This is a genomic window from Nonomuraea ferruginea (genome assembly GCF_039540635.1).
Classification (GTDB): domain Bacteria; phylum Actinomycetota; class Actinomycetes; order Streptosporangiales; family Streptosporangiaceae; genus Nonomuraea; species Nonomuraea ferruginea.
In genome coordinates, this window is record NZ_BAABFD010000002.1 from 309,080 (window position 1) to 325,580 (window position 16,501).

Consider the following 16,501-nt stretch of genomic DNA (forward strand, 5'->3'; position numbering starts at 1 on the left):
CGCCCTTCAGCCGTTCAGGTGACGCTGCGATAGAGCCCCGCGGTGAGCTTCGTGATCCGGTTCACCGAGCCCCGCCACGCGCTGCCCGCCGGGTGCGCCGTCAGCACCGCCATCACGTACCTCTCGTCCTTGCCCACGAGCCCGGTCGTGTAGAGCACCGGCCGGCCGTAGTCGGGCACGCGCGCGTCGGCGGCGCGCGAGGCGACCAGGGAGATCGACGCGCTCTGCGTCCTGGCGTCACACCTGACCGGCGGCGTCAGCCCGAAGCCGGACCAGCCCTGCTTGACCGCCTTGCGGCCGGGCACCCCGTCGGGGATGCCGAAGGCCTGGTCGAAGCCGTCGCTGCCGCACGGCGTCGCCGCGCGCAGGTGGCCCAGGATCGTGTCGCGCACCCGGGGCGAGGCGGTGTCGAGCAGGTAGCGGTAGGTCCGCACGACGTCGTGCGCGCTCAGCGTGGCGTAACCCCAGAAGCCGGGCTTGGACGCGGGCGGCGGCGTGGTGTCCGGCAGCCGGAGTTTGCGCGCCATGCGGGTGACGATGGCGCCCTTGCCGCCCCGGTCCCAGAACGTGGAGGCGGCGTCGTCGTCGCTCTCCCTCAGCATGATCTTCAGCAGCCTGGCGTCGGCCGCGGAGACGGTCCTGCGCGACTCCAGGAAGTCGATCGCGATCAGGATCTTGATGACCGAGGCGGAGCGGTACTTGCGGTGCGCGTGCCGGGTCGCGACGAACTTGCCGCGCTGCCGGTCGAACACCAGCCAGGACGCGGTCGTGCCCGGCGGGACCTTGGGCGGCCGCGCCGTACGTGACGCCGTGGCCCGGGCGGGCGGACTCTCGGCCGACGAGCTCTGCGAGGTGCCGCTCGACGCGCGGGCGGGGCCCGCCGCGGGGCCGGCGACGCATCCCGCCGCGAGGGGTACGGCCGCGGCGACCGCGGCCCAGGGCTTCAATCGCATCGCACATACCTATCAGAGTCTTGACCAACCACAGAAACGGGGATAAACAAAGGGGAAACCAACCTGAAACGGCGGTGAACCAACATCATGTACGCCGAGGAGCGGCAGCAGGACATCCTGCGCAGGGCGCGCGTGGCGGGCCGCGTCGACGTGGTGTCGCTGGCGGCCGAGCTCGACGTCACCACCGAGACCATCCGCCGCGACCTGACGGCGCTGGAGCGGGCCGGCGTGCTGCGCCGCGTGCACGGCGGCGCCATCCCCGTGGAGCGGCTCGGCTTCGAGCCCGCGCTCGCCACCCGCGACGAGGTGATGACCGCGGAGAAGGAGCGCATCGCCAAGGCCGCCCTGGCCGAGCTGCCCGACGACGGTTCGGTCATCATCGACGCGGGCACCACGACGGGCCGCCTGGTCGGCGTGCTGCCCGCCGACCGCGAGCTCACCGTGGTGGTCAACTCGCCGCCGCTCGCCACCGTGCTGGCCGCGCGGAGCAACCTCAACGTGATCATGCTCGGCGGGCGGGTACGCGGCCGCACCCTCGCGACGGTGGACGACTGGGCGCTGCAGCCGCTGGCGCACCTGCACGTGGACGTGGCGTTCATGGCCACCAACGGCTGCTCGGCCGAGAAGGGCCTGACCACGCCCGACCCGGCCGAGGCGGCGATCAAGCGGGCGATGGTGCGGGCCGCCGAGCGCAGCGTGCTGCTCGCCGACCACACCAAGTTCACCAACACCTACCTGGCGAGCTTCGCCGCGCTGAGCGAGATCGACGTGGTGATCACCGACGCCGGAGTGGACGACGCGCTCGCCGCCGAACTGTCCGCCGCCGGACCTCAGGTGGTCCGCGCATGATCGTGACCCTGACGCTCAATCCCAGCCTGGACCGCACGATCGAGATCGCCGCGCTGGACCGCGGCGCGGTCATCCGCGCCGCCGCCGCCCGCCTCGACCCCGGCGGCAAGGGCGTGAACGTCTCCCGCGCCCTGCTGGCCAACGCGGTCGCCTCGCGCGCCGTGGTGCCGTTCGGCGGCGACGAGGGACGGCAACTCGTGCACCTGCTCCGGCAGGAGGGCCTGGACATGGTGACCGTGCCGGTGGCCGGCCGGACCAGGTCGAACGTGACGCTGGCCGAGCCCGACGGGACCGTCACCAAGATCAACGAGCCGGGCACGGCGCTCTCCCCCGGCGAGCTCGACACGATCGCCGACTCCGTGCTGGCCGAGGCGCGCGAGGCCGACTGGGTGGTCGCCTCCGGCAGTCTCCCGCCCGAGGTGCCCGGCGACGTCTACGCCCGGTTGTGCCGCCGGTTCGCCGGGGCGGGCATCCACGTCGCGGTCGACACCAGCGGCCCGCCGCTCACCCGCGCGCTCGGCGCCGGGCCCGCGCTGATCAAACCCAACCTGGAGGAGCTGGCCGACGCCACCGGCGTGGCGATCACCTGCGTCGGCGACGTGGTGGCGGCCGCGGCCAAGCTGCGGGCGGCGGGCGCGCGGACCGTGCTGGCCAGTCTCGGCGCCGACGGCGCCGTGCTCGTCGAGGACGGCGGGTGCTGGTACGGGGAGGCGCCCGTCGCCGAGCCCCGCAACGCGGTCGGCGCGGGCGACGCCATGCTCGCCGGGTTCCTCGCGGGCGGCGGAAGCGGCGAGACGGCGCTGGTGGAGGCGCTCGCCTGGGGCGCCGCCGCGGTCAGCCTGCCGGGCAGCCGCATGCCGGGGCCCGCGGACATCCGCCGCGACGCCGTCCGCGTCTCCCGCCCCGACCCCGCCCGCCTCCTCACCTCGCCGCTCCCCCGTACCCCCGTGACGGTTCGCGCGGCGGCCACCGGGACGGCGCCGCATCCGCCGCCGTCCCCCCGCTGACTTACGGCTCACCCACGCACGAGCCTGCTCACCCCCCGAAGGAGCAATGTCCCATGGCCGACACCTATACTCCCCCGGTCTACGGAACCGGCGCCAAAGCCACGATCCAGCGGATCGGCGGCCACCTGGCGGGGATGATCATGCCGAACATCGGCGCGTTCATCGCCTGGGGTCTCATCACCGCCCTGTTCATCCCCACCGGCTGGGTGCCCAACGCGGATCTCGCCGCGATGGTCGACCCGATCATCAAGGTCCTGCTGCCGGTCCTCATCGCCTATACGGGCGGCCGGATGGTGCACGGCCAGCGCGGGGCCGTGGTGGGCGCCGTGGCCGCGATGGGCGTCGTGGTGGGAGCGGACGCCCCGATGTTCCTCGGCGCGATGATCATCGGTCCGCTCACCGCCTGGATCCTGAAGAAGGTGGACGCGTTCACCGAAGCGCGGACCCGGGCCGGGTTCGAGATGCTGGTGGACAACTTCTCCGCGGGCATCATCGGCGGCGCGATGGCGGTGGCCGGCGTGCTGGGCATCGGCCCGATCGTGCAGGTGATCACCGGCGCCGCGGAGGACGCGGTCGGCTGGCTGATCGCCACCGGCCTGCTGCCCTTCGCGTCCGTGCTGATCGAGCCGGCCAAGGTCCTGTTCCTCAACAACGCCGTCAACCACGGCGTCCTCGGCCCGCTCGGCGTGACCCAGGCGGCGGAGACCGGCAAGTCGATCCTGTTCATGCTGGAGTCGAACCCCGGCCCCGGCCTCGGCCTGCTCCTCGCCTTCATGTTCTTCGGCCCGCGGGCCATGCGGCCCAGCACGCCGCCCGCGATGATCATCCACTTCTTCGGCGGCATCCACGAGATCTACTTCCCGTACGTGCTGATGAAGCCCCGCCTCATCCTGGCCGTCATCGGCGGCGGCATGGCCGGCGTGTTCACCTTCATGGTCACCGGCGCCGGTCTGGTCGCCACGCCGTCGCCGGGCAGCATCTTCGCCTACCTGGCCGTCACGCCGCGCGGCGGCCTGTTCGCGTCCATCGCGGGCATCGTGGTCGCCACGGCCGTGTCGTTCGCCCTGGCCGCGCTGCTGCTGGGCTTCGGCCGCGGCGAGAAGGAGGAGCCCGCCGGAGACCTGCCGGCCGAGGGCGCTCCCGAACCCGCCGGCTCCCACCGGGCCGGCGCCGACGACACCGTGCCGGACGTCGTGGCGGACACCCCCGGCGAGCAGCCCGCCAACGGCGAGCGCCGCGACTCCGGCGAGCCCGCGCAGACCGAGACCCGTACCGCCAGCAAGGAGGCGTGAAGCATGCCCAGCATCGACAGCAAGGACATTCACAAGATCATCGTTGCCTGCGACGCGGGGATGGGCAGCAGCGTGATGCTCGCCAGCCAGCTCCGCAAGCAGCTCAAGGACTCCGGGGTCGCCGTCGAGCACACGCCGGTCAACAACATCCCCGCCGACGCCGACGTCGTGCTCTGCCACGCCGGGCTGGCCGCCAGGGCCAGGGCGGCGGCGCCGGGCAAGGTGCTGGTGCCGTTCCAGATCTTCCTGGGCGACCCGGCCGTGACCAAGCTCGTCGCCACGATCAAGAGCGGCGGCACGGTCGATGCGTGAGGACCTGCTCGACCCGCGCGCGGTGCTGCTGCACGAGAGCGCGGCCGACCGCGAGGAGGCCATCCGGCGCTGCGGGCGGGTCCTGGTCGACATCGGCGCGGTCGCGGAGCCGTACATCGACGCGATGCTGGAGCGCGAGCGCTCGATCTCCACGTACGTCGGGGAGGGCGTGGCCATCCCGCACGGCACCGCGGCCGCCAAGGAGGACGTCAGGCGCGACGCGATCTGCGTCGTGCGGTTCCCCGGCGGCGTCGACTGGGACGGCGAGCCCGTCACGGTCTGCGTCGGGATCGCGGCCAAGGACGACGGCCACGTGCCGCTGCTGGCCGCGCTCGCCGAGATCCTCCTCGACCCGGACCGGGCGCGGACGCTGCGCGAGGCGACGGAAGCACACCAGGTGATAGAGGAGTTGACGTGAAGGTCGCCAGATTCCACGCGCCGGGCGACATCCGGATCGAGGACGCGCCGGAGCCGGTCGCCGGCCCCGGCGAGCTGAAGATCCGGGTGCGCAACTGCTCGACGTGCGGCACCGACGCGAAGATCTACAAGTTCGGCCACCACCACATCCGGCCGCCCCGGGTGATGGGCCACGAGATCGCCGGCGAGGTGGTGGACACCGGCGAGCGGGTGCAGGTGATCGCCGCCATCCCGTGCGGCGCCTGCCCCGACTGCGCGCACGGCCGCATGACCGTGTGCCCGAACCAGGAGTCGATGGGCTACCACTACGACGGCGGCTTCGCCGAATACATGATCATCCCGGCCAAGGTGCTGGCCGTGAACGGGGTGAACGCGATCCCGTCCGGCGTCGGGTTCGCCGAGGCGTCGGTGGCCGAGCCGCTGGCGTGCGTGCTCAACGGGCAGGCCCTGGCCCGGGTGGGTACGGGTGACGATGTGGTGGTGATGGGAGCGGGCCCGATCGGCTGCCTGCACGTGCGGCTGGCGCGGGCGCGCGGCGCCGCCCGGGTGTTCCTCGTGGACGTGAACACCGACCGGCTCGCGATGGCGGCCGAGCTGGTACGCCCCGACGCCGCGATCGACGCCGACCCGGTGGAGCAGGTGCTCAAGCTGACCGGCGGCCGGGGCGCGGACGTGGTCATCACCGCGGCCGCGGCCGGCGCCGCCCAGGAGCAGGCCGTGCTGATGACCGCCCGCCAGGGACGCATCAGCTTCTTCGGCGGTCTGCCGAAGGACGACCCGTTCATCCGGCTGGACTCGAACCTGGTGCACTACCGGGAGCTGACCATCGTCGGCGCCAACGGCTCCAGCCCCGGCCACAACGCCGAGGCCCTCCGCCTGATCGCCGAGGGCGCCGTGCCGGTCGCCGACCTGATCACCCACCGGCTCCCGCTGTCGCGGGTGCTGGACGGGATCGGCCTGGTCAGCCAGGGCGCGGCCATCAAGGTCACCATCGAACCGTGAGGAGGCACCCATGCCCGAGAGGACCGTGGCCGTCGCGTCGGCCAGCGGGCTGCACGCCCGGCCCGCCAAACTGTTCGTCCAGGAGGCGGCGCGGCTGGGGGTGCCCGTGCGCATCCGGGTCGGGGAGAAGTCGGTCCCTGCCCACAGCATGCTGGGCGTGCTGTCGCTGGGCGCCGTCCACGGCACCGAGGTGACCCTGGAGTCGGACGCCCCCGGCGCCGACGAGGCCCTCGACGCCCTGGTGACCCTTCTGTCCCGTGATCTGGACGCGGAAGAGGCCCTGGATGCCTGACCTCCAGCCCTCCGGCCCGGCCTCGCTGGCCGGGCTGGGGGTCAGCCCGGGGCGGACGGCGGGTCCGTGCCTGCGCATGGCCGGGCCCCCGGCGCTGCCCGCCCCGAACCCCGTCACCGACACCGGCGCCGAGCTCGCCGTCGTCGGCGAGGCGCTGGAGGCGGTCGCCGAGGACCTGCGCCGGCGCTCCGCCGCCGTGGCGGGCGGTGGCCGCGGCGCCGCGGAGATCCTCGACGCGCTGGCCATGATGGCCGACGACCCCATGCTCAAGGAGGAGGCCGAGCAGGGGGTGCGCGACGGACTGGACGCCCCGCACGCCCTGGACGCGGCCTTCGCCCGTCACCGCGAGGCGCTCGCCGCGCTGGGCGGCTACCTCGCCGAGCGGGCCGCCGACCTGGACGACCTCAAGCACCGCGCGGTGGCCGCCGCCCTCGGCGTGCCGATGCCGGGCGTGCCGTCGCCGGGGCACCCGTTCGTGCTGGTCGCCGAGGACCTCTCCCCCGCCGACACCGCCGGGCTGGGCCCGGACGTGCTGGCGCTGGTGACGGTGAAGGGCGGCCCGACCAGCCACACGGCGATCCTGGCCCGCGGCCGCGGGCTGCCCGCCGTGGTGGCGTGCGCGGGCGCCGCGCACCTGGTGGACGGCACGTACATCTCGGTGGACGGCGCCACCGGCGAGATCGTCACGGGCGTCACGGAGGAGGACGCGGCACGCGTCCGCGAGCAGGACAGCGCCGAGCGGGCCCGGCTCGCGGCCACCAGCGGCCCCGGCAGGACCGCCGACGGCCATCCGGTCAAGCTGCTGCTCAACATCGGCTCGGCCGCCGACCTGCGCCCGGACGGGGAGGGCGTCGGCCTGTTCCGCACCGAGTTCCTGTTCCTGGACCGCAAGCAGGCGCCCACGTACGAGGAGCAGGTCACGGCCTACGCCGACGTCTTCACCGCCGTCCCGTACGTCGTGGTGCGCACCCTCGACGCCGGCACCGACAAGCCGCTGCCGTTCCTCGGGCTGCCCGAGGAGCCGAACCCGGCGCTGGGCGTCCGCGGTCTGCGCGTGGACCGGGTGCTGCCGGACGTCCTGGACACCCAGCTGGACGCGATCGCCGAGGCGGCCCGCCGCACCGGGGCCGAGGCGTGGGTGATGGCCCCGATGGTCAGCACCCCCGGTGAGGCCGCCGCCTTCGCGCGCCGCGCCCGCGCCCGCGGCATCGCCCGGGTGGGCGCGATGGTGGAGGTCCCGGCCGCGGCCCTCCTGGCCGACCGTCTGCTGCGCGAGGTGGATTTCCTGAGCATCGGCACCAACGACCTGAGCCAGTACACCTACGCCGCCGACCGGCAGCATCCCGCGCTGGCCGACCTGCTGGACCCGGCCCAGCCGGCCCTGCTGCGCCTGGTCGAGCTCTGCGCCGAGGCGGGCCGCGCGGCCGGCAAACCGGTGGGCGTCTGCGGCGAGGCGGCCGGCGACGCGAGGCTCGCCCCCATCCTGGCCGGTCTCGGCGTGACGAGCCTCTCGATGGCGCCCGTCTGCGTCCCCGCCGTCCGCGACGCCCTGGCCCGTCACACGCTGGAGGAGTGCAGGGAACTGGCCCGCGCGGCCCTGGACGGCCGCTGACCGTTCACCTTGAGGCGACGGCTTCGGGGATGGGCGTGTCGCCGGAGACGAGTTCGAGCGTGCGCCGGCCGGGAGCGGTCAGCAGGGCGGCGACGACGGCGGCCACGTCGTCGCGGGGCACCGAGCCGGGCGGCACCTCCGGTTCGAGCCGGACCCGGCCGGTGCCGGGCTCGTCGGTGAGGCGGCCGGGGCGCACGATGGTCCAGTCGAGGTCGCGGCGGCGCAGGTCGTCCTCGGCCTCGGTCTTGGCCGTGATGTAGGCGGCCCACACCTCGTCGGTGCCGGCCGCGGGCGGCCGGCCCGCGCCCATGGAGGAGATCTGGACGAACGTGCGCACGCCGGCCCGCTCGGCGGCGTCGGCCATGAGCACGGACGCCCCCCGGTCGACGGTGTCCTTGCGGGCGGCGCCGCTGCCGGGGCCGGCGCCGGCGGCGAACACGATCGCGTCGGCGCCGCGCACGATCCCGGCGACCTCGTCGGGGCTCGCCTTCTCCAGGTCGCACACCACCGCCCGGGCGCCGGTGGCCTCGACGTCGGGGACGTGCGCGGGGTTGCGGACCAGGCCGACGGCGGCGGAGCCGAGCAGCCTGGCCAGCCGCAACGCGATCTGCCCGTGTCCGCCCGCGATGATGATCCTCATGGCCCCATGGTGTCATGGGGGTATGCACGACTTCCCCGAGGCGCCCGCTCCGGCGTTTCTCTTCGACCTCGACGGCACCCTCATCGACAGCGTCTACCAGCACGTCATCGCCTGGCGGCAGGCCCTGTCGGGGATGGGCATCGACCTCGCGGTGTGGCGCATCCACCGGCGCATCGGCATGAGCGGCGGCCTGTTCGTGAACGCGCTGCTGCGCGAGACCGGGCTGAAGCTCACCCAGGCGCAGATCGACGAGTTGCAGACGACGCACGCCGACGCGTACGAGCAGCAGGTCGAGTCGGTGCGGCCGCTGCCGGGCGCGCCGGAGCTGCTGGCGGAGCTGTCGTCGCGGGGCGTGCCGTGGGCGATCGCGACCAGCGGGTACGCCCGCACGGCCCGGCTGGCGCTGGGCATGCTGGGGCTGCCGGATGACGCGCCGCTGGTGACGCGCGACCTGGTGCGCCGGGCCAAGCCGGACCCCGACCTGTTCCTGGCCGGAGCCGCGCTGCTGCGGGCCGATCCGGCGCATGCCATGGTGGTGGGCGACAGCATCTGGGACCTGCTCGCCGCGCGCCGCGCCGGCTCGCTGGGGATCGGGTTGCTGTCCGGCGGCTACGGCAGGGACGAGCTTGAGCGTACGGGGGCGTTCCGGGTGTACGCCGACCCGGCCGACATGCTCGACCGGCTGGACGAGCTGGGCGTCCGGCACGGCGACTACTAGCGGGAATACCGGCCCGAACCTGTGGGCTGGAGCCTGCGTACCACCCATAGAGGAGCTTTCACATGGACTTGGCAGACATCGGCGTCACCGGCCTGGCCGTCATGGGCCGCAACCTGGCCCGCAACCTGGCCAGGCACGGCTACGCGGTGGCGGTGCACAACCGGTCGGCGTCGCGCACGCACGCGCTGGTGCGGGAGTTCGGCGGCGAGGGCACGTTCGTGCCGTCGGAGGAGCTGGCCGACTTCGTGGCGTCGCTGAAGCGGCCGCGGCGGGCGATCATCATGGTGAAGGCCGGCGCGGGCACCGACGCCGTGATCGACGCGCTCGCGGAGCTGATGGAGCCGGGCGACATGATCGTCGACGGCGGCAACGCGCACTTCGAGGACACCCGGCGGCGGGAGGCCGCGCTGCGCGCCAAGGGCATCCACTTCGTCGGCACCGGCATCTCCGGGGGCGAGGAGGGCGCGCTGAACGGCCCGAGCATCATGCCGGGCGGGTCGAAGGAGTCGTGGGAGGCGCTCGGCCCGATCCTTCAGGACATCGCGGCCCAGGTCGACGGGGTGCCGTGCGCGGTGCACGTGGGCCCCGACGGCGCCGGCCACTTCGTGAAGATGGTCCACAACGGCATCGAGTACTCGGACATGCAGCTGATCGCCGAGTCCTACGACCTGCTGCGCCAGGCGCTCGGCGCCACCCCGGCCGAGCTGGCGGAGGTGTTTCGCGAGTGGAACCGGGGCGAGCTGGACTCGTACCTGATCGAGATCACCGCCGAGGTGCTCGACCAGGTGGACGCGGAGACCGGGAAGCCGTTCGTGGACGTCGTGGTCGACCGGGCCGAGCAGAAGGGCACCGGCCGGTGGACCGTGCAGAGCGCGCTGGAGCTGGGCGTGCCGGTGACGGGCATCGCCGAGGCGGTGTTCGCGCGGGCGCTGTCGGGCCATCCCGAGCAGCGGGCGGCGGCCAGGGAGCTGGCGGGCCCGTCGGTGTCCGGGGTGGGCGCCAAGGAGCTGATCGAGGACGTGCGCCAGGCTCTGTACGCGTCCAAGATCGTCGCGTACGCGCAGGGCTTCGACCAGATGGCGGCCGCGTCCAAGGAGTACGGCTGGGACCTGGACCTGGGCGCGATGGCGACGATCTGGCGCGGCGGCTGCATCATCCGGGCCAAGTTCCTGGACCGGATCCGCGCCGCCTACGACGCCGACCGGACCCTGCCGACGCTGCTGGCCGACCCGACGTTCGCGGCCGCGCTGGGCGTGGCGCAGGAGTCGTGGCGGCGGGTGGTCACCACGGCGGTCCAGATCGGCGTGCCGACGCCCGGTTTCTCCTCGGCGCTGGCCTACTACGACGGGCTGCGCCGCGACCGGCTCCCGGCCGCGCTGGTGCAGGGGCTGCGCGACTATTTCGGCGCGCACACGTACCTGCGCGTCGACCGGGAGGGCGCCTTCCACACCGACTGGTCCGGCGACCGCGCGGAGCGGCCCGCCTGATCAGCCGCGCAGCGGCACCGGGTTGGCCAGGGCGGTGACCACGCAGAACCCGAACGGGCCGGTGGTGTCGTGCAGGGTGACCTGGCCGGTGGCGACGCCGGCGGCGGCGACCCGGCCGGTGGCCTCCATGCCGATCAGCTCGCTCCCGGGCATCCGGGCGAGGGTGAGCGTGTAGTCGGCGTTGATGAAGGCGACGCCGCCCTCGGCCATGGAGGTGAGCGGGCTGGCGAAGTCGCCGGCGAGTGCCGTGCGCACGATCGGGGTGAGCTTCTCGTCGTCGACGAGCGGGCGGTCCTCGCGCATCCACAACCGCCGTTGGCCGGGCACCCACCACATCTCGAACGGCGGCTCCCAGCCCGTCGAGGGCTCCGGGGGGCCGTCGGGCGGGGTCTCGTCCCACGGGTCGGTGAGCACCGGCTGGTTCTCCGGCTGCTCGCTGGTGCGCAGCAGGACGGCGCTCACGCGGCCGATCACTCCCTGCTCGGTGCGGATCGTCGCGTCGGCCACCCGGATCCGCCGCCCGTCCCTGACGAGCGCGGTCTCGACCGTGACCGGCAGCATCGGGCTGTTGCGGAACAGGTCGACGGTGAGCCGGGCGACGTGCAGGTCGGGGTCGGCGTAGCGGGACTCGATGGCGCGGGCCGCCAGCCCGCCGAGCAGGCGGCCGTGCAGCATGCCCGGGGACCAGGGGCTGTGCGCGTGGGCGGCCGGGACGAACTCGGCGCCTTGGGAGGTGAAGAACGGGGACGTCACAGAATGAGATTCTAGAGGAGAGCCGCCCGGCCAGGTCGTGCGGCTCGGGCGCCCCGGCTCTTGAACATCCTCGCGGGGCGGCGAAGATCGGAGATATGACGGTCCTACCGCCCGCGGGCGTGCTCGCCGCATTCGGCCTTTCCGGCGTCCCCGAGCCGCTGCCCGGTGGTGAGGGCCGCGCCGTACGGGTCGGCGGCGCGGTGCTGAAGCCGGTCGACGGCCGCGAGGAGGCCGAGTGGAGCGCCGGGTTGTTCGAGCGCCTGCCGCCGTCGGTGTCCTTCCGCGTCCCCCGGCCGATCAGGGCCGGTTCCGGCACGTACGTGGTCGGCGGGTGGACGGCGTCCGAGCTCCTTCCCGGCCGGACGGGAACCAGGAGGTGGGCGTCGCTGCTGGCGGTCGGCCGGGCCTTCCACGAGGCGTTGCGGGACGTGCCGCGCCCCGGCCTGCTGGACCGGCGCGTGCACCCGTGGGCCGTCGCGGACCGGGTGGCGTGGCAGGAGGAGGACGTCGCGCTCCGGGGGGACGCCGGGCCGATGCTGGCCGAGCTGCTCGGGCTGCTCGCGCCGGTCGCCGCGCCCGCCCAGCTCGTGCACGGCGACCTGACGGGCAACGTGCTCTTCCACCGGGGCAGCCCGCCCGCGGTGATCGACTTCTCCCCCTACTGGCGGCCCGCCCCTTACGCGGACGCGATCGTCGTCGCGGACGCCCTCCTCTACCACGACGCCGAACCGGACCTGGTGGACGCGATCGGCGAGGACGCGCCGCGCTGGCTCGCCCGCGCGCTGGCGTTCAGGCTCGTGGCGCTGGGCCTGCTCACCGAGGACCCCGCCCCCGATGAGCTGGCCCGCTTCGCCGCCGTCACCCGGCTGGCGAGAGCGCGCCTCTGACGATCCGGTGTGACCGCGGGTGCCGGGTGGGCGGGGCGGCCCGTAGAATCCGCGGGTGCGTGATATCGGAGAGGACCCGCGGCCCGTCAGGGGCGCCGTGCGGGAGGTGCGGTCCCTGCGGGAGGCCGCCACGCTGGCCTACTCGCCCGACCTCGACGGGCTCGCCGATCCTGGCGAGATCGTGTGGGCCTGGGTGCCGTACGAGGAGGACCCGTCGCGGGGCAAGGACCGGCCGCTGCTCGTCGTGGGCCGGAGCGGGCGCAGGCTGCTGGGCATGATGCTGTCCAGCCGGGGCGACGACGGGCCCGACTGGTACGAACTGGGCGCCTGGGGCCGCGACGGCAAGACCTCGTACGTCCGGCTGGACCGGGTGTTCGAGCTGGACGAGGACGACATCCGGCGCGAGGGCGCGGTGCTCGACGCCGACCGGTTCACGCGGCTGGCCGCGCTGCTGATGAGGACGTACGGGTGGGCCGCGGGACGGTGAGTCCCGCGGTGTGTCCCGCGGCGGTCAGGCGGGGCGCCAGGCGGGGATGTCCCCCGCCTGGTGGAGGTGGAAGTCGGGGGCGGCTTCCAGGGCCTTCTCCTCGCCGCCCGGCGTGTAGGTGACGATCAGGCGGAGCGGGCGCCAGGTGGTGTTGAACGTCGAATGGTAGACGCCTGCCGGGATGTGCACGGCGTCGCCCTCGCGGATCGGGAACTCCTCGCCGTCGCCGACCATCTGCCGGGCCTCGCCGGAGATCACGTACAGGACCTCCTCGGCGTCCGGGTGGTTGTGGCGGGCGTGGCCCATGCCGGGGTTGACGATGACCTCGCCCAGGGTGCTGCCCGCGCCGGCGATCGCCGACGGAGTGACGAACCACTTGATCGAGCCCCAGCCGAACGTCATCGTCGGGACCGCGTCGGGATTGATGAGCATCAGATCTCCAGGTTCTTGAAGGCGGCGACCTGCTCGGTGATGGCCCGCTCGGTGGGCAGGCGCTCGACGGAGGACGCGCCGAAGAAGCCGGCCACGCCCTTGGTGCGCGCGAGCACGTGCTGGGCGTCCTGCGGCTCGGCGATCGGCCCGCCGTGACACAGGACGAGGACGTCGGGCCGGACGGCGACGGCCGCGTCGCGCATCGCCTGCACGCGGGTCACGGCCTCGTCGAGGGTGAGCGAGGTGCCGGCGCCGATGCTGCCCTTGGTGGTCAGCCCGACATGCGGCACGAGCACGTCGGCCCCGGCCTCGGTCATGGCCCGCGCCTGGTCCTCGTCGAACACGTACGGCGCCGTCACCAGCTCCCGCTCGCGCGCCAGCCTGACCATCTCGACCTCGAGGTCGTACCCCATGCCGGTCTCCTCCAGGTTCTGCCGGAACACGCCGTCGTACAGACCGACCGTCGGGAAGTTCTGCACGCCGGCGAACCCCATGGCCTTGAGCTGGTCGAGGAAGCGCGGCATGACCCGGAACGGGTCGGTGCCGCAGACCCCGGCCAGCACCGGGGTGTCCTTCACCACGGGCAGCACCTCGGCGGCCATCTCGACCACGATCTGGTTGGCGTCGCCGTACGGGAGCAGCCCGGCGAGCGAGCCGCGCCCGGCCATCCGGTAGCGGCCGGAGTTGTAGATGATGATCAGGTCGACGCCGCCGGACTCCGCGCACTTGGCGGACAGCCCGGTGCCCGCGCCCGCGCCGATCACCGGCCTGCCCTCCGCGACGGTCGCGTGGAGCCGTTCGAGCACTGTCTGCCGGTTCACCGCTTGCCTCCGATCATCTCGTGGAGCCGGTCGGCCATCGCCCGCCCGAACTCCGGGTCGTTGATGTGCAGGTCGAGCCGCACGGTCGAGGGGAAGGACGCCAGGGCGGCGAAGCAGGCCCCGTCCGCCTCCGGGTCGTGGAAGGGCATGCCCTCGGCGTCGAGCGCGGACACCCCCTTGAGCGGCACGAACAGCTCGGCCGGCCCGCTCGCCCCGGCCAGCTTGGCCGCCACCCTGCGGCCCAGCTCGGCCATCTCCTCCGGGGTGGTGCGCATGAGGGTCACCGTGGGGTTGTGCACGTACAGGTTGCGGCGGCCGAACCGCTCGGGGACGGTGTCGCGCGGCCCGAAGTTGACCATGTCGAGGGCTCCGGGCGCGACCACCTGCGGCACGCCGTGCCGTCCGGCGGCGGTCAGCCGGTCGGGCCCGGCCGACAGCACGCCTCCCACCAGGTCGTCGGCCAGCTCGGTGGTGGTCAGGTCGAGCACCCCGGCGAGCATGCCGCTTGCGGCGAGCCCTTCCATCGCCCGGCCGCCGGCCCCGGTGGCGTGGAACACCAGCACCTCGTACCCGAGCTCGCGCAGCCGCTCGCGGGCGGCGTCGACGGCGGGCGTGGTCACCCCGAACATGGTGGCCCCGACGAGCGGCCGGTCGCCCTCGGCGGCCCGCTGCTCCCGGTAGGCGGCGGCCATCCCGGCGGCCGCGGCGGCGGCGTTGCCGAGGATCGCCCGGGACAGCCGGTTGACGCCCGCGATGTCGACGACGCTGTACATGAGCGTGACGTCCTTCGCTCCCACGTACGGGGACACGTCGCCGGACGCCATGGTGGAGACGATCAGCTTGGGCAGGCCGATCGGCAGGTCGCGGACGGCCCTCGCGGCGATCGACGAACCACCGCTGCCGCCCACGGCCAGGACGGCGGAGACCCGCCCCGCCGCGTGCAGCTCCCCCAGCACCGCCGCCGCGCCCTCGCCCATCGCGGTGACCGTCGCCCCCCGGTCGCCGGCCGCGCGCAGGGCTTCCAGGTCGGCGCCGGCGGCGGCCGCGACCCGGTCGTTCGGGTGGTCGACGGGGTACGGCACGCCCGGGTCTCCGGTGCCCGCGTCGATCACCACGACTTCCTGGCCCAGCTCGGTCAGCCGGTCGCGCAGCCATCCGTATTCCTCGCCCTTGGTGTCGAGGGTGCCGATGAGTACGACTGTCATCCTCCGACGTTAACCCGGATGGGATCATGGGGGCATGCGTGTCGTGGTCATCGGGAGTGGCATCGTCGGGGCCGCCGCGGCTCACCGGCTGAGCGGGCGCGGCGTGCCGGTGACGGTGGTGGACGGGGCGTACCCGGGGCAGGCCACCCAGGCGGGGGCCGGGATCGTGTGCCCGTGGGTGGACCATCCGGACGACGAGGACTGGTACCGGCTGACCCGTGAGGGCGCCCGCCGCTACCCGGGGCTGGTGTCGTCACTCGGCGAGTCCCTGGGGTACGCGCGGGTGGGCGCGCTCCTGGTCGCCGGCGAGCCCTCCGACCTGGAGCCGGTGCGCGCCCTGCTGGCCCGGCGGCACGCGGAGGCGCCGGAGATGGGGGACGTGGTGGACGTGGCGGCGCCGTCCGTCCTGTTCCCTCCCCTGGCGGAGGACCTGAGCGCGCTCCTGGTGCCGGGCGCGGCGCGCGTGGACGGGCGGGCGGTGCGGGACGCCCTCCTGCGCGCGGCCCTCCGTCAGGGGGCGGAGCTGCGTACGGGCACGGCGACGCTCACCTCGGACGGCGGGGTGCTGGTGCGTGCGGTCCGTGAGGCGGACTCCCACGGGCGCGTCACGGGGTTGCCCGGGGCTCCGGCCGACCGGGAATCCTGGCGTCAGGCCACCCCGGGTTCCCCCCAAGGCCCGCCTTCCGCCCACGGAACGCATCCGGCGTCCGAGGCGTCTCCGTCCGGGGCCACCCGCGACGCCGCCGCAGGCGCCCCGCACGAACCCCGCTCACCGTACGGGGACGAGCCGGGGGCGGGCGGTGAGGGGACGCTGGTCGAGGCCGACGTGGTGATCGTGGCCGCCGGTGCGTGGAGCGGGGAGGTGTGCCGGGGGCTCGGGGTGGAGCTGCCGGTGTTCCCGCGCCGGGGGCAGATCGTGCACGTGACGCTGGAGGGCGTGGACACCTCGCGGTGGCCGATCGTGCTGCCCCACGTCGGGCCGTACCTGCTGGGGTTCCCGGGCTCGCGGGTGGTGGTGGGGGCGACGATCGAGGACGCGGGGTTCGCGCCGCGGGTCACCATGGGCGGCCTGGACGAGGTGCTGCGTGCGGGCCTCCGGGTGGCGCCCGGCCTCTCCGAGGCGACGGTGACGGAGACCAGGGTGGGGTTACGGCCGGTGCACGCACCGGGCCCGCCGCTCATCGGACCGGTGAACGACCGGGTGATCGTGGCTACAGGCCTGGGCGCGTACGGCCTGACAGCGGGCCCCTTCACCGGACGGGTAGCGGCCGGACTGGCACTGGGCGAGGAACCACCCCTCAACCTCCGCCCATACCACCCCCGACTCCCCTGACC

General features: G+C 74.1%; 19 protein-coding genes. 13 read left to right on the forward strand and 6 right to left on the reverse strand.

Annotated features, from left to right (window positions below; translation table 11 throughout):
• Positions 1–14: 14 nt before the first annotated feature.
• On the reverse strand, positions 15–953 hold the full coding sequence (locus ABD999_RS04745) for a D-alanyl-D-alanine carboxypeptidase family protein (RefSeq protein ID WP_187281198.1): 939 nt from the start codon (positions 951–953) through the stop codon (positions 15–17).
• 87 nt (positions 954–1,040) lie between these two features.
• Here ABD999_RS04745 and ABD999_RS04750 point away from each other — a divergent pair, with 87 nt between their 5' ends.
• From ABD999_RS04750 to ptsP, 8 genes are read left to right on the forward strand one after another with little or no spacing between them, the layout of a single operon-like run.
• Positions 1,041–1,802: a DeoR/GlpR family DNA-binding transcription regulator gene (locus ABD999_RS04750; RefSeq protein WP_148032031.1), complete on the forward strand. Its 762-nt coding sequence runs from the start codon at positions 1,041–1,043 to the stop codon at positions 1,800–1,802.
• Positions 1,799–2,809: a 1-phosphofructokinase gene (pfkB, locus tag ABD999_RS04755; RefSeq protein ID WP_345482588.1), complete on the forward strand. Its 1,011-nt coding sequence runs from the start codon at positions 1,799–1,801 to the stop codon at positions 2,807–2,809. The genes ABD999_RS04750 and pfkB overlap by 4 nt, the downstream gene beginning before the upstream one ends.
• Before the next feature lie 53 nt (positions 2,810–2,862).
• A complete protein-coding gene (gene mtlA / locus ABD999_RS04760) occupies positions 2,863–4,101 on the forward strand; it encodes a mannitol-specific PTS transporter subunit IIC (protein WP_148032033.1) in 1,239 nt (412 codons plus the stop codon).
• Positions 4,102–4,104: 3 nt separating this feature from the next.
• A complete protein-coding gene (locus ABD999_RS04765) occupies positions 4,105–4,413 on the forward strand; it encodes a PTS lactose transporter subunit IIB (RefSeq protein ID WP_148032034.1) in 309 nt (102 codons plus the stop codon).
• Positions 4,406–4,831 (forward strand): PTS mannitol transporter subunit IIA, encoded by a 426-nt coding sequence (locus tag ABD999_RS04770; RefSeq protein WP_148032035.1) that lies wholly within the window; start codon positions 4,406–4,408, stop codon positions 4,829–4,831. The genes ABD999_RS04765 and ABD999_RS04770 overlap by 8 nt, the downstream gene beginning before the upstream one ends.
• Positions 4,828–5,832 carry a zinc-binding dehydrogenase gene (locus ABD999_RS04775; RefSeq protein WP_271276246.1) on the forward strand — a complete coding sequence of 335 codons (1,005 nt, stop codon included), beginning with the start codon at positions 4,828–4,830 and terminating at the stop codon, positions 5,830–5,832. The genes ABD999_RS04770 and ABD999_RS04775 overlap by 4 nt, the downstream gene beginning before the upstream one ends.
• 10 nt (positions 5,833–5,842) lie before the next feature.
• A complete protein-coding gene (locus tag ABD999_RS04780; protein WP_148032037.1) occupies positions 5,843–6,124 on the forward strand; it encodes an HPr family phosphocarrier protein in 282 nt (93 codons plus the stop codon).
• Positions 6,117–7,736: a phosphoenolpyruvate--protein phosphotransferase gene (ptsP, locus tag ABD999_RS04785; protein ID WP_271276245.1), complete on the forward strand. Its 1,620-nt coding sequence runs from the start codon at positions 6,117–6,119 to the stop codon at positions 7,734–7,736. Before ABD999_RS04780 ends, ptsP begins: the two co-directional genes overlap by 8 nt.
• 4 nt (positions 7,737–7,740) lie before the next feature.
• Here ptsP and ABD999_RS04790 read toward each other — a convergent pair whose 3' ends face one another.
• Positions 7,741–8,376: an NAD(P)H-binding protein gene (locus ABD999_RS04790; protein WP_148032039.1), complete on the reverse strand. Its 636-nt coding sequence runs from the start codon at positions 8,374–8,376 to the stop codon at positions 7,741–7,743.
• 22 nt (positions 8,377–8,398) lie between these two features.
• On the opposite strand from ABD999_RS04790, the gene ABD999_RS04795 reads away from it, so the two are divergent.
• A complete protein-coding gene (locus ABD999_RS04795; protein WP_148032040.1) occupies positions 8,399–9,094 on the forward strand; it encodes an HAD family hydrolase in 696 nt (231 codons plus the stop codon).
• 62 nt (positions 9,095–9,156) lie between these two features.
• Positions 9,157–10,581 carry an NADP-dependent phosphogluconate dehydrogenase gene (gene gndA / locus ABD999_RS04800; protein WP_148032041.1) on the forward strand — a complete coding sequence of 475 codons (1,425 nt, stop codon included), beginning with the start codon at positions 9,157–9,159 and terminating at the stop codon, positions 10,579–10,581.
• On the opposite strand, the gene ABD999_RS04805 is transcribed toward gndA, so the two are convergent.
• Positions 10,582–11,334 (reverse strand): thioesterase family protein, encoded by a 753-nt coding sequence (locus ABD999_RS04805; protein WP_261808599.1) that lies wholly within the window; start codon positions 11,332–11,334, stop codon positions 10,582–10,584. It abuts the gene before it with no gap.
• A gap of 95 nt (positions 11,335–11,429) precedes the next feature.
• Here ABD999_RS04805 and ABD999_RS04810 point away from each other — a divergent pair, with 95 nt between their 5' ends.
• Together ABD999_RS04810 and ABD999_RS04815 are read left to right on the forward strand one after the other, a co-directional pair.
• Positions 11,430–12,221 carry a phosphotransferase gene (locus ABD999_RS04810; RefSeq protein WP_271276244.1) on the forward strand — a complete coding sequence of 264 codons (792 nt, stop codon included), beginning with the start codon at positions 11,430–11,432 and terminating at the stop codon, positions 12,219–12,221.
• A 55-nt stretch (positions 12,222–12,276) separates the two neighbouring features.
• Positions 12,277–12,708, forward strand: coding sequence for a type II toxin-antitoxin system PemK/MazF family toxin (locus ABD999_RS04815; RefSeq protein ID WP_148032044.1), 432 nt, complete (start codon positions 12,277–12,279; stop codon positions 12,706–12,708).
• Positions 12,709–12,732: 24 nt separating this feature from the next.
• Here ABD999_RS04815 and ABD999_RS04820 read toward each other — a convergent pair whose 3' ends face one another.
• From ABD999_RS04820 to ABD999_RS04830, 3 genes are read right to left on the reverse strand one after another with little or no spacing between them, the layout of a single operon-like run.
• A complete protein-coding gene (locus tag ABD999_RS04820) occupies positions 12,733–13,140 on the reverse strand; it encodes a cupin domain-containing protein (protein ID WP_148032045.1) in 408 nt (135 codons plus the stop codon).
• Entirely contained in the window at positions 13,140–13,961 is an 822-nt protein-coding gene (locus tag ABD999_RS04825; protein WP_219544339.1) for a phosphoenolpyruvate hydrolase family protein, read from the reverse strand. The genes ABD999_RS04820 and ABD999_RS04825 overlap by 1 nt, the downstream gene beginning before the upstream one ends.
• On the reverse strand, positions 13,958–15,166 hold the full coding sequence (locus ABD999_RS04830; RefSeq protein ID WP_271276243.1) for a Tm-1-like ATP-binding domain-containing protein: 1,209 nt from the start codon (positions 15,164–15,166) through the stop codon (positions 13,958–13,960). Before ABD999_RS04830 ends, ABD999_RS04825 begins: the two co-directional genes overlap by 4 nt.
• Before the next feature lie 34 nt (positions 15,167–15,200).
• Here ABD999_RS04830 and ABD999_RS04835 point away from each other — a divergent pair, with 34 nt between their 5' ends.
• A complete protein-coding gene (locus ABD999_RS04835) occupies positions 15,201–16,499 on the forward strand; it encodes an NAD(P)/FAD-dependent oxidoreductase (protein ID WP_271276242.1) in 1,299 nt (432 codons plus the stop codon).
• Positions 16,500–16,501: the final 2 nt, after the last annotated feature.

Bases quoted from the DNA above. Each gene is read 5' to 3' on its own strand.
- ABD999_RS04770 (WP_148032035.1), top strand. From the start codon at position 4,406: ATGCGTGAGGACCTGCTCGACCCGCGCGCGGTGCTGCTGCACGAGAGC.
- ABD999_RS04835 (WP_271276242.1), top strand. From the start codon at position 15,201: ATGCGTGTCGTGGTCATCGGGAGTGGCATCGTCGGGGCCGCCGCGGCT.
- ABD999_RS04795 (WP_148032040.1), top strand. From the start codon at position 8,399: ATGCACGACTTCCCCGAGGCGCCCGCTCCGGCGTTTCTCTTCGACCTC.
- ABD999_RS04765 (WP_148032034.1), top strand. From the start codon at position 4,105: ATGCCCAGCATCGACAGCAAGGACATTCACAAGATCATCGTTGCCTGC.
- ABD999_RS04790 (WP_148032039.1), bottom strand. From the start codon at position 8,376: ATGAGGATCATCATCGCGGGCGGACACGGGCAGATCGCGTTGCGGCTG.
- mtlA (WP_148032033.1), top strand. From the start codon at position 2,863: ATGGCCGACACCTATACTCCCCCGGTCTACGGAACCGGCGCCAAAGCC.
- ABD999_RS04810 (WP_271276244.1), top strand. From the start codon at position 11,430: ATGACGGTCCTACCGCCCGCGGGCGTGCTCGCCGCATTCGGCCTTTCC.
- ptsP (WP_271276245.1), top strand. From the start codon at position 6,117: ATGCCTGACCTCCAGCCCTCCGGCCCGGCCTCGCTGGCCGGGCTGGGG.
- gndA (WP_148032041.1), top strand. From the start codon at position 9,157: ATGGACTTGGCAGACATCGGCGTCACCGGCCTGGCCGTCATGGGCCGC.
- ABD999_RS04750 (WP_148032031.1), top strand. From the start codon at position 1,041: ATGTACGCCGAGGAGCGGCAGCAGGACATCCTGCGCAGGGCGCGCGTG.
- pfkB (WP_345482588.1), top strand. From the start codon at position 1,799: ATGATCGTGACCCTGACGCTCAATCCCAGCCTGGACCGCACGATCGAG.
- ABD999_RS04820 (WP_148032045.1), bottom strand. From the start codon at position 13,140: ATGCTCATCAATCCCGACGCGGTCCCGACGATGACGTTCGGCTGGGGC.
- ABD999_RS04830 (WP_271276243.1), bottom strand. From the start codon at position 15,166: ATGACAGTCGTACTCATCGGCACCCTCGACACCAAGGGCGAGGAATAC.
- ABD999_RS04745 (WP_187281198.1), bottom strand. From the start codon at position 953: ATGCGATTGAAGCCCTGGGCCGCGGTCGCCGCGGCCGTACCCCTCGCG.
- ABD999_RS04780 (WP_148032037.1), top strand. From the start codon at position 5,843: ATGCCCGAGAGGACCGTGGCCGTCGCGTCGGCCAGCGGGCTGCACGCC.